Source organism: Dactylosporangium sp. CA-052675 (genome assembly GCF_050947935.1).
Classification (GTDB): domain Bacteria; phylum Actinomycetota; class Actinomycetes; order Mycobacteriales; family Micromonosporaceae; genus Dactylosporangium.
Genome location: NZ_CP192010.1, coordinates 2,107,747 through 2,121,797 on the forward strand (window position 1 = coordinate 2,107,747; position 14,051 = coordinate 2,121,797).

Sequence of the window (14,051 nt, forward strand, 5' to 3'; positions counted from 1 at the left end):
GATGCCGTCGCTGACCCAGATCAGGGCCCTGACGCTGGTCGCCGACGGGGACGGCTACGTGGTGGGCAGCCCGCACACGGCCGAGTACGTCGAGGTGCCGCCGCTCGGCGCGCGGATCATCGAGTGGCTGCAGGAGGGCGTGGACGTCGCCGAGTGCGAGCGGCGGGCCGCCGAGGCGGCCGGCGAGCCGGTCGACGTGCCCGGCTTCCTGACCACCCTGGCGGACGAGGGCCTCTTCGCCGAGGCGGCCGGCGAGGGCGGGGGCGGCGATGCGGGCTTCCGCGTGCGCCGGCGGGCCGGCGCGGCGCTCTTCCATCCGCTGGCCTGGGCCGTCTACGCGCTGGCCGCCCTCGCGGTGCCGGTGCTGCTCGTCGCGGTGCCGTCGCTGCGCCCGTCGTACCGCGACGGGTTCCCGTTCCACACCCAGCTGCTCAACCTCGTCGCCGTCAGCGCGCTGGGCATCGCGGCGGCCGCCCTGCACGAGGCCGCTCACGTGCTCGCCGCCGCCCGGCACGGCCTGCGCAGCCGGCTCGCCGTGACCCGCCGGCTGTACTTCGTCACCTTCCAGGCCGACCTGACCCGCCTGTGGAGCCTGCCGCGGCGGGCGCGCTACGGCCCGCTGCTGGCCGGCGTGGCCTGGGACCTGGCCGTGCTCGCCGCCGCGCTGCTGGCGCAGGCGTCCCTGGCCGGCGCGCTCGGCCCGATGGTCGTGCGGCTGCTGCGGGCGCTGGTGCTGCTGCAGGTCACCGCCCTGGTCGCCCAGCTGCTGGTCTTCATGCGCACCGACGCCTACGCGCTGCTGGTCAACGCGACGGGCTGCAAGACGCTGTGGGCCACGAAGGGCGCGCTGCTGCGGCGGTACCTGCGCCGCGCGACCCCGGCCGACGAGGAGCACCTGGCCGGCACGGCCGCGGGCGAGATCGCGTGGGCGCGGCGGTACCTGTGGCTGTACGTGCCCGGGATCGCGCTGGCGCTCGGGTACTTCGCGACCTTCGCCGTGCCCGGCACGCTGTACCTCGTGCGGCTGTGCCTGGCCCCGATCCGCACCGGCGGGCTGGGCACGGCGGCGGCCTGGGCGGGCCTGGCCGCGCTGCTCATCGCCGTCGTGCCGTCCCTGCTGGCGCTGCTCGGCGCGGCCCGCAGCGGCCTGCGCGTGCTGCGCACGGCGACGATGCGGCGCCAGGCCCGCCGACCGGCCGACCTGCCGCTCTGAGCGCCGCACCGGCCCGGCGGCCCGAGCGGCCTCGCGCGGCGCGCGCGCCGTTGTAGCATCCGCGCTGATGTTTCCGACCGTCCGCGAGGTGCTCGCGCTGGAGCCGGTGCGCAACGGCGCCCCGCGCGTCGTGGCGGGCGAGCGCGGGCTCGACGAAGCCGTCCGCTGGGTGCACAGCTCCGAGGTGCCCGACATCGCGACGCTGCTGCGCGGTGGGGAGCTGGTGCTCACCACCGGGATCGGGCTGCCGGCGCACGATGAGGGGCTGCGGCGCTACATCACCGACCTCGCCGAGGTCGGCGCGTGCGGGCTGGCCGTGGAGCTCGGGCGCCGCTACGCGCGGCGGCTGCCGGCGGTGCTGGTGCGCACGGCCGACACGGTCGGTCTGCCGCTCGTCGAGCTGCACCGCGGGACGCCGTTCGTGGCCATCACCGAGGCCGTGCACTCGATGATCATCGACGCCCAGCTGGCCGAGCTGCGCGCGGCGGAGGAGATCCACCAGCGCTTCACCGACCTCTCCGTCGAGGGCGCCGGGCCGGCCGAGGTCGTCGCGCAGGCCGCGGCCCTGTCCGGGGCGCCCGTGGTGCTCGAGAACCTCTCGCGGCAGGTGCTCGCCTACGACGCGGCCGGCGGCTCGGCGCAGCTGCTGCTGGCCAGCTGGGAGGCGCACTCGCGGGCCATCCGCCCGGCCGGGCGCACCGGCTTCGACCCGGGCTCGGGCTGGCTGGTGACCGCCGTGGGCGCCCGCGGGCAGGACTGGGGCCGGCTGCTCATGCGGGTGCCGTCGGCGCAGGCGCGGTACGTCATCCTCATCGAACGCGCCGCCTCGGCCCTCGCGCTCGGGCGCCTGATCGACCCCGACCCCGAGGGGCCGCAGCGCACCCTGCTCCAGGCGCTGCTCAACCACTCGATGCCGGTCGAGGAGGTGATGCTGCGGGCGCGGGCGCTCGGCGTGCCCCTGGAGCGCCGCACGCTGGTCGGGGTGGTCGTGCGGCCGCGGATGTCAGTCGAGCGGCTGCTGTCCGAGATGTCGGTGAAGGGCCTCGTCGGCGCGCTCGACGCGAACTCGACGGGCGTGCTCCTCACGCACGCGACCGAGGACGTCATCCGCGTCTTCGCCGAGAAGGTCCAGAAGTCCGACGCCGGTGCGATCGTGGCGGCGGGCGAGATCGTCTCCACGGCCCGGGAGGCGCGCCGGTCGCTCGTCGAGGCGGCGCAGGTCGCCGACGCCGTACGCCATCCGGCCAGCGGGGTCGTCCGCCTCGCCGACGTGGGCCTGGCCGGGCTGCTGCACATGCTGCGCGACGAGCCGCGGCTGCAGACCTTCGTGGAGCGCGAGCTCGGCCCGCTGCTGGCCTACGACGCCCGCAACCCGCGCGAGCAGCTGCTGGAGGTGCTGCGGGTGTACCTCGAGTGCGGCCGCAACAAGTCCGCCGCGGCCGAGCACAGCCACCTGTCGAGGCCCGCGTTCTACGAGCGGCTCGCGCGCATCAGCAAGGTCTCCGGCGCCGACCTCGACTCGGTGCAGGCGTGCCTGTCCCTGCACGTGGCCCTGCTGGCCCTGGACGCGCTGCGCAGCTGACCGGGCTGCGCGGCTGACCGGGCTGCGCGGCTGACCGGGCTGCGCGGCTGACCGGGCTGCGCGGCTGACCGGGCTGCGCGGCTGACCGGGCTGCGCGGCTGACCGGGCTGCGCGGCTGACCGGGCTGCGCGGCTGACCGGGCTGCGCGGCTGACCGGGCTGCCCCGGCGCGTGGCTACTGCATCGAGATGTGCACGTGGTTGTAGTGGTCGCCGGCCGGGGTGCCGTCGCCGCCGTAGGACTTCCAGCCGCTGCTCGGCTGCCAGATCCGCTTGTACCAGATCACGTACTTGATGCCGAGGTTCTTCGCGTTCGCCAGCGCCCACGCGGCGAGGTTGTCGCCGTAGGTCTTGTCCGCCCCGGTCGCCCGCGCGTTGACGAACGTCGATGCGTTCGCCGAGAAGTCGCACGCCTTGCCGAGCGGGTGGTCGCCGCCCCCGCCGCTGCGGTAGCACGACGTGTAGTGCGTGAACCCGGCCTTGCGGGCCTCGTTGTACATGTTCGTCGTGCGCGGCGACTGGCACCCGGAGGTGGTCGGATCGTCGCCGGTGCAGCCCTCCTTCGGGTAGGACCCGTCGGAGTTGCGCGCCACCGGGTTCGTGGTGACCTTGCCGCCCGCCGGGGCGCCCGAGCTGACGTCCGCCCCGCCGCCGGCCTTGCGCAGCGCGTCCTCGGCGGCCTTCTTGTTGGCCTCCATGATCTTCAGCTGCGCCTGCTGGTTGGCCACGGCCGCGTCGACGTCCTTGCGCTGCTGCTCGAGCTGGCGCTGGGTCTCGGCGATCTCGTGCAGCTGCTTGTTCTCCCGCTGCAGCATGTACTCGACGGTGACCATGTTGTGCAGCATGTCCTCGGGGTTGTCGGCCCCGATGACGACGTTGGCGATGCTGACCCGGTTGCCGCGGTACGCCGCGTTGGCGATCGTCCCCGCGGACGCCTGCAGCTCGCCGAGGCGCGCCTGGGTCTTGGCCATCTGCTCGCCGATGGCGGCCTGGTCGGCCGTGGACTTGTCCAGCCGGCCCTTGGCGTCGTTGTACTCGGCCGTCGCCTTGTCCAGGGCCTGACGCACGGTGAGGTTCTGGCCGCCGTCCTCGTCCGCGCCGGGTGTCGGTTCCGCCAGTGCGGCGCTACCGAACGTGGTCACCAGCACCAGCGCGGTGACCAGGAGCGTGAGGAGCCGTCTCGGTGCCGTCGACATCGCGGCACAGCATATCGAAGCGGCCTGAAAACGCCAGCGCGAGAATGGACCCCATGGACGACCTCCTCACCCGGCACCGGCGGGTCATGCCCGGCTGGATGCCCGTGTACTACGACGAGCCCATCGAACTCGTCACCGGCAAGGGTTCTCGCGTCACGGACAGTAATGGAACAACATATCTCGACTTCTTCGGCGGGGTCCTCACCAACTCGCTCGGCTACGACCTGCCGGAGGTGCGCGAGGCGGTCGAGCGGCAACTGGCGACCGGCCTGGTGCACACCTCCACGCTGTACCTGATCCGCCAGCAGGTCGAGCTGGCCGAGAAGATCGCCCGGCTCTCCGGCATCCCCGACGCGCGGGTCTTCTTCACCAACTCCGGCACCGAGGCGAACGAGGCGGCGCTGCAGGTCGCGACGAACACCCGCGGCAGCAACAGCATCCTGGCCGTGCGCAACAGCTACCACGGCCGCACGGCGGCGACGATCGCGGTGACCGGCAACCGGGCCTGGTCGGCGTCGGCGTACAGCCCGTACAACGTGAGCTACCTGCACTCCGGCGACCGGCTGCGGGGGCTGCTGCGGGGGATGAGCGACGAGCGGTACCTCGAGGCGGCCGAGGAGGACCTCCGCGAGGTGCTCGCGACCACGACCGCCGGCCCGGTCGCCTGCCTCATCGCCGAGCCGATCCAGGGCGTCGGCGGGTTCACGCACGGGCCGGACAAGCTCATGGCCGTCTGGCAGCGGGTCCTCGACGAGCACGGGATCCTGCTGATCTCGGACGAGGTGCAGACCGGCTGGGGGCGCACCGGCGAGCACTTCTGGGGCTACCAGGCCCACGGCGTCACGCCCGACCTGCTCACGTTCGCCAAGGGCATCGGCAACGGCTTCGCCCTGGCCGGCGTCGTCGGGCGCGCGGAGGTGCTCGAGTCGGTGCAGGGGATCTCGTTCTCGACCTTCGGCGGCAACCCGATCTCCACGGCGGCCGGCAACGCGGTGCTCGACTACATCCTCGACCACGACCTGCAGGCCAACGCGGCGCGCATGGGAGCGCTCCTGCTCGACGGCCTGCGCGCGATCGACAGCCCGATCGTGGCCGAGGTGCGGGGCAAGGGGCTCATGATCGGCATCGAGCTGACCAGCGCGGCGGCGACGGCGGCGGTCTTCGAGTCCTGCAAGCGCGACGGGCTGCTGGTCGGCAAAGGTGGCCTCTACGGCACCGTGATCCGGATGGGCCCGCCGCTGAACCTCACCGAGGCCGACGCGCGCGAAGGTTTGGAAATTCTGACCAGGGCTCTGGTCGAGCACGGAAGCGTTGCGGTCTGAGAACGCCCAGGTCAAGCTGAAGTTTCTCGGTCGGGCCGAACCATCCCAAGCGGGCTGGTTCGGCCTTTTCCCTGAAAACCGGCAGATTCGGGCCGACCGGGCCACGTAACAAATCGGGCGTAAATCCGGCCGGCCGGTGCCCGCGGGGCGGTCGCGGATGGTCTGCTGGGGCGAGCGCCGGGCGCCCGCTTCTCAAGATCGAGATCTATCCTGAGCTGGTCTTTTAGGTCCCTTTAAGATCCACTTCGCAGGTAACAGTTTGAAAACTTCGCCCAACTCCTTGACAAGAAGGGGGCCTCAGTAAGAACTTTTACCACTAACAGTTAAGGAACCTTGCTGAAAGGGAGCGCGATGGTGTCTCGCGAGGAGCTCACGACGGTGGTGCCGACCGCCGTCAGTGCCTCGCCGCCGGCATCCGCTCCGACCTCGCCCGCCCCGGTCGACGGATTCGCCGCCGGCGGCAACGGCGAGAGCGTCCTGGTCCGCGTCCGCGCCGGGCTCCCCGAGCTCACCGGGGCCCTGCAGCGCGTGGCCGAGCTGATCCTCGCCGACCCCGCCGCCGCGGCCCGCTCGACCATCGTCGAGCTCGCCGAGCGCTCCGGGACCTCGCCCGCCACCGTGACCCGCTTCTGCCGGGCACTGGGCTTCGTCGGCTACGCCGACCTGCGGCTGGCCATCGCCGGCGAGACCGGCCGGGCCGCCCGCACCGGCGGCTGGACGATGGACATCGGCCGCGAGATCCAGCCGACCGACCCGCTGGAGCGGGTGCTCGGCCAGATCATGGCCGCCGACACCCAGGCGATGCACGACACCGCCTCCCTGCTGGACCTCGGCGAGGTCGAGCGGGCCGCGGACGCCATCGCCCGCGCCGACCGGGTCGACATCTACGGCGCGAGCGGCAGCGCGCTGGTCGGCGGGGAGATGCAGTTCTGCCTGCACCGCATCGGCATCGCCGCCTGGGCCTGGACCGACGTGCACAACGGCCTGGCCAGCGCGGCGCTGCTCAAGGGCGGCGACGTGGCCCTCGGCGTCTCGCACAGCGGCCAGACCCGCGAGACGATCGAGATGATCGCCGAGGCGAGCAGCCGGGGCGCGACGACGATCGCGCTGACCAGCTTCCCGCGCTCGCCGCTGGCCGAGGTCGCCGACATCGTCCTGCTCACCGCGACGCAGGCGACCACCTTCCGGCCGGACGCCCTCTCGGCCCGGCACCCGCAGCTCGTGGTGCTCGACCTGCTGTACATCGCGGTCGCCCAGCGCACCCACGAGCGCGCCCACGCAGCGTTCTCCGTCACGGCCCAGGCGGTCGCCGGCCATCGGTCGGCCTCCGGAAAGGAAGCGTCGTGACCACACTCCAGGACGCTCGCGCGGGAAAGGGCGACGGGATGGCCGTCACCGCTCACGGTTACGTCTCCGCGATCCAGTCGGTCATCGACCGGATCGCCTCCACCCAGGCCGACAATGTCAGCACGGCGGCGGAGCACATCGCCGACTCGCTGCGCGCCGGCGGCCTCCTCCAGGCGTTCGGCACGGGACACTCCGAGGCGGTGGCGGTGGATTTCGCCGGCCGCGCCGGAGGCCTCGTGCCGACGAACAAGATCCTCCTGCGGGACCTCGTCGTCTACGGCGGGGAGGACCCGAGGATCCTCGAGAACGAGAAGCTGGAGCGCGATCCGAAGATCGCGGCCCGGCTCTACGAGATCGCCGCGCCGCGTCCCGAGGACGTGTTCGTGATGGCCTCGCAGTCGGGGATCAACGGGGGGATCGTCGAAATGGCGCTGCTGATCAAGCAGCGCGGGCACAAGTTGATCGCCATCACATCGGTCGAGCACACCGTCCGGGTGTCCCCCAGGCACCCCTCGGGCCAGCGGCTCGCCGACATTGCCGACGTCGTGCTGGACAACGGCGCGCCGTACGGCGACGCACTGCTGTCGCTGGATAGCGGCGGCGCGGTCTGCCCGGTCTCATCGGTCACCAACGCGCTGCTCGCGCAGCTGGTGGTCGCCGAGGTCGTGCGACGCATCGAGGCTGCGGGCGAGGTGGCTCCCGTCTACCTGTCCGCAAACGTCCCCGGCGGGGACGAGCACAACCACACCCTCGAGTCGCGGTACGCCGGGCGTGTCCGGCGAACCGCCTGACCCGAACCGAGGAGACCCCCTAATGTCCAATGAACTGACTCGTCGTACCGTCCTGCGGCGCGCGGCTGCGGCGGGCCTGCTCGCCACCCCCGCCGCCGGGCTGCTCTCCGCCTGCGCCGGCTCGGACGCCTCGTCCGACAAGGGCAGCGACACCGGGACCAAGTCGGCCGACAACCCGTTCGGCGTCAAGGACGGCAGCACCGTCAAGGTCGTCGTCTTCGACGGTGGTCTGGGCACCGACTACGCGAAGAAGGACGTGCAGATCTTCAACGCGAAGCACGCCAACGTCACGGTGAACCAGAGCGCCACCCAGAAGATCAAGACGCAGGAGCAGCCGAAGATGGCTACCACTCCGAGCGACCTGATCAACAACTCGGGTGCCGACATCATGGACACCAGCACGCTGATCAACGAGAACGCGATCCAGCCGCTGGACGACCTGCTCGACGCCCCGACCTGGGACGGCTCCGGCAAGATCCGTGACTCGCTGCTGCCGGGCACGATCAACGACGGCACCTACAACGGCAAGTTCTACACGCTCAAGTACGCCTACACGGTGTGGGGCATGTGGTACAACGCCGCCCTGTTCGAGAAGAACAGCTGGACCGCGCCGAAGACCTGGGACGAGTTCTTCACCCTCGCCCCGAAGATCAAGGCCGCCGGCATCGCGCCGTTCGTCTACGACGGCGTGCACGGCTACTACCCGCGCTGGCACGTCATGGCCACCGTGTGGAACGCGGCCGGCAAGCAGGCCGTCGTCGACATCGACAACCTCAAGCCGGACGCCTGGAAGGCCGCGGGCATCCTCGAGGGCCTGCAGAACATCGAGAAGATGGTCAAGGACCAGCTGATCCTGGCCGGTAGCCAGGGCCTCAACCACACCCAGTCGCAGCAGGCGCACCTCGACGGCAAGGCCGCCTTCATCCAGGTCGGCACCTGGTACAAGAACGAGATGGCCAAGACCCTGCCGCCGGACTTCAAGCTGACGCTGTCGAACTACTGGGACGTGGCCGGCGCGAAGGCGCCCGGCGCGGTCTTCGCCGGTGCCGGCGAGGACTGGGTCGTCCCGGCCAAGGCCGAGAACGCGGCCGGCGCGAAGGAGTACCTGCGCGCGATGCTGTCCAACGAGGGCGCGGGCGCCTTCGCCTCGCTGACCAAGTCCCTGGCGTCGGTCAAGGGCTCGGGCGACAAGGTGGACGACTCGGCGCTGGCGAGCGCGAACACGCTCATGAAGAGCGCGCCCGCCGACCTGATCTCCTTCCGCTTCCCGGACTTCTACGCCGACTACGGCAAGGAGAGCGAGAACCTCTGCGAGGACCTCATGGCCGGCCGCGTCGACGCCGCCGGGTTCGTGAGCAAGATGCAGGCGGCCGCCGACAAGATCGCCAAGGACCCGAACATCAAGAAGCAGACCCGCACCAACTGACCCCGTTTCCCGGTTAGGTAGTGACTGATCATGCGGCACGGTAAAGCGCGGTTCGTGACGGGCTTCCTCGCCCTTCCGGTACTGCTCTTCGCGTTCTACGTGGTGTGGCCGTTCGCCCAGGCGGTGGGGTACTCGTTCACCGACTGGGGCGGCTACTCGGACAAGCAGAACTTCGTCGGCGTGGACAACTACGTCCGGCTGTTCAAGGACGAGCTTGTGCACAAGGCCTTCTGGCACAACGTGTTCTTCCTCGTCACCGTGCCGCTGTTCACGATCGCGCTGGCCTTGTTCTTCGCGTTCCTGCTCAATGTGGGCGGACGCGGAGACAAGGCCGGCATCCGGGGTGTGTTCGGGTCCAGCGTCTACAAGGTCATCTTCTTCTTCCCGCAGGTGCTGTCGCTGGTCCTCATCGCGGTCATGTGGCAGCAGATCTACCGCACCGACGACCAGGGCCTGCTCAACGGCCTGCTCATCAAGTTCGGTCTGCTCGACCCCCAGCACCCCAACCTGTTCGTCGCCGACCCCACCCCGATCCTCGGCATCCCCGCCGTGCTCTGGTGGCTGCTGCTCATCGCGGTCTGGAGCGGCGTCGGCTTCTACATGGTGCTGTTCTCCGCCGCCATGCAGGGCATCCCGAAGGACATCTACGAGGCGGCGCTGCTCGACGGCGCCGGCCGGGTGCACACCTTCATGCGGATCACCCTGCCGCTGCTGCGCGACAACATCTCGGTCGCCTGGGTCTACCTGGGCATCACCGCCCTGGACATGTTCGCCTTGGTCTACGTCATGACCCCCAGCCAGGGCGGCCCCGACCACGCCTCCGAGATCTTCGCCTCGGTGATTCAGTTCACCGCCTTCAACCGCGGTCAGTTCGGTTACGCGTGCGCCCTCGGTGTCGCGCTCGCCATCTTCACGATGCTGATCGCCGCCCTCCAGCTGCGGATCACCCGCCGCGAACGAATCGAGTTCTGACATGGCTGACGTGGTGGTGAACGACAGGCGCACGGCCTCCGGCGGCGGTGGTTCGCGCCGCGCGGTACCGAAGGCCGCTGCGGAGCCGGCCAAGATCGGCGACAAGGTGTTCGGAGGCTTCTCCCACCTGTTCCTGATCGTGTGGGCCGTGATGGTCGTCTACCCGATCCTGTGGGTGGTGATCTCGTCCTTCAAGGAGGACAAGTACATCATCAAGGAGCCGCTCTCCCTGAACCCGCACGCGCTGCAGTGGGACAACTTCTCCCGCGCGTGGACCAAGGGCGGGCTGGGCGAGTTCTTCTTCAACACCGTGATCGTCGTCGGCGGCGGCGTGATCCTCACGATGCTGCTGGGCTCGATGGCCGCCTACGTGCTGGCCCGCTACGAGTTCCCGGGCAACCGGGCGATCTACTTCCTGTTCCTGTCGGGCCTGACGCTGCCGGTGTACCTCGCCGTCGTGCCGCTGTACAAGGGCGTCTTCAACTCCGGCGTGTCGTTCCCGCTGCTCGGCCTGAACTCCCGGTTCATGCTCATCCTCGTGTACGTCGCCTGGTCGTTGTCGTTCACGATCTTCTTCATGCACTCGTTCTTCCGCACGCTGCCGACCTCGGTCGCCGAGGCGGCGCTGGTGGACGGGGCCTCGCACAGCACGCTGTTCTTCCGCGTGATGCTGCCGATGGCCAAGCCGGGCCTGATCTCGATCGGCATCTTCAACGTGCTGGGCCAGTGGAACCAGTGGTACCTGCCGACCGTGCTCATGCAGGACACCACCGGCGCCGGCAAGGTCCACGAGGTGCTGGCCCAGGGCCTGATCAGCCTGTCGGTGCAGCAGGGCTACAAGTCCGACTGGTCGGGCCTGTTCGCCGGCCTCACGATGGCCATGCTGCCCGTGCTCATCGTCTACATCGCGTTCCAGCGGCAGGTGCAGGCCGGCCTCACCGGCGGCATCTCCAAGTAACCCCAGCCCGCGCGGCCCCGGTGCTTGCACGAGCAGTGCCGGGGCCGTGCGATGTAATGACCGGATGCTCGTCGCGCTCTCGCCCTCCGGCACCGGCGGCCTCCTGCGGCCGCTGGCCGACGACGGCACGCCCACCGGCGCCGAGCAGCACGTCCAGGACCTGGCGGGGGCGGTCGCTCGAGTCGAGTCACGCGATCGCCCCCGCTGGCTCTGGGCATCCACCGCCGAGATCTACCCGCGCCTGGTGCGCGCGGGCGTGCGCGTCGAGCGCTGCCACGATCTCGAGCTCGCCGAGGCGCTCCTGCTCGGCGCGGAGGGCGCCTGGGGCCAGCCCCGAACGCTCGCCGCGGCGAGCGCCCGCCTGGCGGGACGGCCGGTGCCGCCCGACCCGCCGGCGCGGGCGGCCGAGCCACCCGGACTGTCGCAGGATTCGCTCTTCGACGCCTTCGACGCGGCGGCGGTACCGCTGGAAGAGCTGACGGTCGTCTACCGGGCGCAACGACGCCGGGTCGAGGCGCTGCCGGAGCTCGACTCCGCGCACCCCCTCGCGCCCCGGGCGGGCGGCATGCGCACCCTGATCGCCGCCGAGTCCGCGGGCGCCCTCGTCGCCGTCGAGATGGGCCTGGCCGGGCTGCCCTGGCGCGCCGACGTCCACGACACCCTGCTGCGCGAGCTGCTCGGCCCGCCCTCCCCGGTCGGCGGCCCGCCCGCGCGCCTGGCCGAGCTCGGCGTGCGCCTCAACGAGGCCCTCGGCCAGCGCGTCCACCCCGACTCCCCGGCCGAGCTGCTGCGCGCCTTCGCCCGGGTCGGCATCATGCTGCGCAGCACCCGCAAGTGGGAGCTGGAGCACGTCGAGCATCCGGCGGTGCCGATCCTGCTGGAGTACAAGGAGCTCTATCGCCTCTGGACGGCGCACGGGTGGAGCTGGCTCGAGCAGTGGGTCACGGGCGGGCGGTTCCGCGCCGAGTACATCCCGGGCGGCGTCGTCTCCGGCCGCTGGGCGACCCGCGGCGGCGGCGCCCTGCAGATCCCCAAGACCGTGCGCCGGGCCGTGGTCGCCGACCCCGGCTGGACGTTCGTGGTCGCCGACGCCGGCCAGCTCGAGCCGCGGGTCCTCGCCGCCGTCTCCGGCGACCGGCGCCTGGCCCGCGCGGGCGCGGCCGGGGACCTCTACGCGGCGCTGGCCGCCGAGGCGTTCGGCGGCGACCGGACGAAGGGCAAGCTCGCGCTGCTCGGCGCGATGTACGGCCAGACCGGCGGCAGCGCCGCGCCCGCGCTCGCCGCCCTGCGCCGCTTCTACCCGGTGGCGTGGGACCTCGTGGAGGAGGCGGCCCGCACCGGCGAGGCCGGGGGACTGGTGCGCACCTGGCTCGGCCGCACCTGCCCGCCGGCGTCGGTGACCTGGCGGGAGGGGTTCGACGAGCCCGGGGCCGAGGTCGAGTCCCGCGGCGGGGCCAGGGGCCGGGCCCGGGGCCGGTTCACGCGCAACTTCGTCATCCAGGGCACCGCCGCCGAGTGGGCCCTCGTGCTGCTGGCCCGGCTCCGCGCGGCGCTCGCCGGGCGCCGGGCGGAGCTGGTGTTCTTCCAGCACGACGAGGTCATCGTGCACTGCCCGCGCGAGGAGGCCGAGGCGGTCTCGGCCGCCGTGCACACCGCGGGGGAGGAGGCCCGGCGCCTGCTGTTCGGCGACACCGAGGTGCGGTTCCCCTTGGACGTGTCGATCGTCGACTGCTACTTCGACGCGAAGTAGGCGGCCGGCATGCCTCCCCCTCCGGACGTCTTCCCCCGCACCGGCGTGCCTCCCTCCGGACGGTGTTACCCAGTAGCTGTCGATCGTCGACCGCTACTTCGCCGCGAAGTAGGCGGCCGGCATGCCTCCCCGGACGTGTTCCCCCGCACGTGTCGGTCGTCGACCGCTACTTCGCCGCGAAGTAGGCGGCCAGCATGTCGGTGTGGGTGGAGAAGCACAGCGGCCGCGGGCCGACGGAGATCTCGAAGCCGAGCGACTCCTCCGTCCGCGTCGAGGCGGGCAGGTCGGCGAGGGGGCGCGGCGGCAGCAGCCCGAAGACGATGAGGTTCCCGCTCGGCACGCTGTGCACGTCGAACAGCCGCACGTCGGCCGCGTCCGCGAGGATCGTGGTCTCCTCGCGCAGCTCGCGCACGGCCGCCTCCTGCCAGGTCTCGCCGACCTCGATGAACCCGCCCGGCAGCGCGAGCTCGCCGCGCATCGGCTCGATGTCGCGGCGTACCACCACGATGCCGCGCCCCTGGTCGGTGTCGACGGGCAGCAGCGTCACCGCGACCGGCAGCGGATTGCGCCAGGTGGTCTCGCCGCACGCGGCACAGACCCGCGGCCAGGGCGCCCCTTGCGGATAGGCGGCGCCGCAGTACGAACAGTGATCATGGAGGGCCATGAGCATGGAGCCTATCGAGCGCGTACTAATCTGATCCGAGTCGGTGCTGAAACCGTCGGACGTAGGAGAGCCCGCTGAGCGCGATTGCCGGACTCGTACTCGCCGCAGGTGGTGGCCGCCGGTATGGCGGTCCCAAGGCCCTCGTGCGCCACGAGGACGGCCACCTGCTGGTCGAACGCGCCGTCGCCACCCTTCGCGACGGCGGCTGCACACGCATCTGGGTCGTCCTGGGCGCCGAGTCCGCCCGGGTCCGCGCCGAGGCGTCCCTGGGCGACGTGACGCTGCTGGACAACCCGGCGTGGAAGAGCGGCATGGGCTCGTCCCTGCGCGTCGGGCTGGCCGCCCTGGCGGAGACCGACGCCGAGGCCGTGATGGTCCTGCTCGTCGACACCCCCGGCATCGGCCCGGACGCGGTGGCCCGCCTGCTGGACGCGGCCCCGTCCGGCCCCGGCGTTCTGCTGACCGCGACGTACAAGGGCAAGCGGGGCCACCCGGTGATCCTCGGCCGCGGCCACTGGCCGGGCGTGACCACCCTGGCCACGGCGGACGTGGGCGCGCGGGCCTACCTGGTGGCCCACGCGGACCAGGTCCAGGGCGTGCCGTGCGAGGACATCGCCGACGACACCGACCTCGACGTGCCGGCCGAAGCGGAGGAGTGACCGCCTCGTCGCCCGCCCTGGCCGTGGTCTGCAGCGTCCCCCCACCGGCTCGACCAGCGCCGGCGGCGCCAGCTCGGCCGCGCACTGCTCCTCCAGCGCCCTGCGCCACGGCCGCACCTCACCGGCCGGCCGGACCTGGCCCCGCGGTGAGCCCCTCCGTCCCGCGGCGCGCC

12 protein-coding genes are annotated in these 14,051 nt (G+C 71.7%); 10 read left to right on the forward strand and 2 right to left on the reverse strand.

What is annotated here, in order from left to right:
• The first annotated feature begins 1 nt into the window (after position 1).
• Positions 2-1,213, forward strand: coding sequence for a hypothetical protein (locus tag ACQP1P_RS09490; RefSeq protein WP_433085070.1), 1,212 nt, complete (start codon positions 2-4; stop codon positions 1,211-1,213).
• Positions 1,214-1,280: 67 nt separating this feature from the next.
• The gene (locus ACQP1P_RS09495) at positions 1,281-2,795 is read left to right on the forward strand and encodes a PucR family transcriptional regulator (protein ID WP_433085072.1); all 1,515 of its coding nucleotides are present in this window, start codon (positions 1,281-1,283) and stop codon (positions 2,793-2,795) included.
• Positions 2,796-2,969: 174 nt separating this feature from the next.
• On the opposite strand, the gene ACQP1P_RS09500 is transcribed toward ACQP1P_RS09495, so the two are convergent.
• A complete protein-coding gene (locus ACQP1P_RS09500) occupies positions 2,970-3,989 on the reverse strand; it encodes a coiled-coil domain-containing protein (protein ID WP_433085074.1) in 1,020 nt (339 codons plus the stop codon).
• A 53-nt stretch (positions 3,990-4,042) separates the two neighbouring features.
• Between ACQP1P_RS09500 and ACQP1P_RS09505 the strand changes: the two genes are divergently transcribed.
• The 7 genes from ACQP1P_RS09505 to ACQP1P_RS09535 all read left to right on the forward strand — a co-directional run bounded on the left by ACQP1P_RS09505 (position 4,043) and on the right by ACQP1P_RS09535 (position 12,555).
• Positions 4,043-5,311, forward strand: coding sequence for an aspartate aminotransferase family protein (locus tag ACQP1P_RS09505; protein ID WP_433085076.1), 1,269 nt, complete (start codon positions 4,043-4,045; stop codon positions 5,309-5,311).
• A gap of 351 nt (positions 5,312-5,662) precedes the next feature.
• The gene (locus tag ACQP1P_RS09510; RefSeq protein ID WP_350615339.1) at positions 5,663-6,658 is read left to right on the forward strand and encodes a MurR/RpiR family transcriptional regulator; all 996 of its coding nucleotides are present in this window, start codon (positions 5,663-5,665) and stop codon (positions 6,656-6,658) included.
• A 38-nt stretch (positions 6,659-6,696) separates the two neighbouring features.
• On the forward strand, positions 6,697-7,449 hold the full coding sequence (locus ACQP1P_RS09515; RefSeq protein ID WP_433085078.1) for a sugar isomerase domain-containing protein: 753 nt from the start codon (positions 6,697-6,699) through the stop codon (positions 7,447-7,449).
• A 22-nt stretch (positions 7,450-7,471) separates the two neighbouring features.
• Positions 7,472-8,875: an N-acetylglucosamine/diacetylchitobiose ABC transporter substrate-binding protein gene (gene ngcE / locus ACQP1P_RS09520; RefSeq protein ID WP_433085080.1), complete on the forward strand. Its 1,404-nt coding sequence runs from the start codon at positions 7,472-7,474 to the stop codon at positions 8,873-8,875.
• Positions 8,876-8,905: 30 nt separating this feature from the next.
• The gene (locus tag ACQP1P_RS09525; RefSeq protein ID WP_433085082.1) at positions 8,906-9,847 is read left to right on the forward strand and encodes a carbohydrate ABC transporter permease; all 942 of its coding nucleotides are present in this window, start codon (positions 8,906-8,908) and stop codon (positions 9,845-9,847) included.
• Positions 9,848-9,998: 151 nt separating this feature from the next.
• Positions 9,999-10,805 (forward strand): carbohydrate ABC transporter permease, encoded by an 807-nt coding sequence (locus ACQP1P_RS09530; protein WP_433089939.1) that lies wholly within the window; start codon positions 9,999-10,001, stop codon positions 10,803-10,805.
• A 64-nt stretch (positions 10,806-10,869) separates the two neighbouring features.
• Positions 10,870-12,555 (forward strand): bifunctional 3'-5' exonuclease/DNA polymerase, encoded by a 1,686-nt coding sequence (locus ACQP1P_RS09535; RefSeq protein ID WP_433085084.1) that lies wholly within the window; start codon positions 10,870-10,872, stop codon positions 12,553-12,555.
• 166 nt (positions 12,556-12,721) lie between these two features.
• On the opposite strand, the gene ACQP1P_RS09540 is transcribed toward ACQP1P_RS09535, so the two are convergent.
• Positions 12,722-13,219, reverse strand: coding sequence for an NUDIX domain-containing protein (locus ACQP1P_RS09540; RefSeq protein WP_433085086.1), 498 nt, complete (start codon positions 13,217-13,219; stop codon positions 12,722-12,724).
• A gap of 74 nt (positions 13,220-13,293) precedes the next feature.
• Here ACQP1P_RS09540 and ACQP1P_RS09545 point away from each other — a divergent pair, with 74 nt between their 5' ends.
• On the forward strand, positions 13,294-13,878 hold the full coding sequence (locus ACQP1P_RS09545) for a nucleotidyltransferase family protein (RefSeq protein ID WP_433089941.1): 585 nt from the start codon (positions 13,294-13,296) through the stop codon (positions 13,876-13,878).
• Positions 13,879-14,051: the final 173 nt, after the last annotated feature.

Bases quoted from the DNA above. Each gene is read 5' to 3' on its own strand.
- ACQP1P_RS09530 (WP_433089939.1), top strand. From the start codon at position 9,999: ATGGTCGTCTACCCGATCCTGTGGGTGGTGATCTCGTCCTTCAAGGAG.
- ACQP1P_RS09535 (WP_433085084.1), top strand. From the start codon at position 10,870: ATGCTCGTCGCGCTCTCGCCCTCCGGCACCGGCGGCCTCCTGCGGCCG.
- ngcE (WP_433085080.1), top strand. From the start codon at position 7,472: ATGTCCAATGAACTGACTCGTCGTACCGTCCTGCGGCGCGCGGCTGCG.
- ACQP1P_RS09500 (WP_433085074.1), bottom strand. From the start codon at position 3,989: ATGTCGACGGCACCGAGACGGCTCCTCACGCTCCTGGTCACCGCGCTG.
- ACQP1P_RS09540 (WP_433085086.1), bottom strand. From the start codon at position 13,219: ATGGCCCTCCATGATCACTGTTCGTACTGCGGCGCCGCCTATCCGCAA.
- ACQP1P_RS09525 (WP_433085082.1), top strand. From the start codon at position 8,906: ATGCGGCACGGTAAAGCGCGGTTCGTGACGGGCTTCCTCGCCCTTCCG.
- ACQP1P_RS09510 (WP_350615339.1), top strand. From the start codon at position 5,663: ATGGTGTCTCGCGAGGAGCTCACGACGGTGGTGCCGACCGCCGTCAGT.
- ACQP1P_RS09495 (WP_433085072.1), top strand. From the start codon at position 1,281: ATGTTTCCGACCGTCCGCGAGGTGCTCGCGCTGGAGCCGGTGCGCAAC.
- ACQP1P_RS09515 (WP_433085078.1), top strand. From the start codon at position 6,697: ATGGCCGTCACCGCTCACGGTTACGTCTCCGCGATCCAGTCGGTCATC.
- ACQP1P_RS09505 (WP_433085076.1), top strand. From the start codon at position 4,043: ATGGACGACCTCCTCACCCGGCACCGGCGGGTCATGCCCGGCTGGATG.
- ACQP1P_RS09490 (WP_433085070.1), top strand. From the start codon at position 2: ATGCCGTCGCTGACCCAGATCAGGGCCCTGACGCTGGTCGCCGACGGG.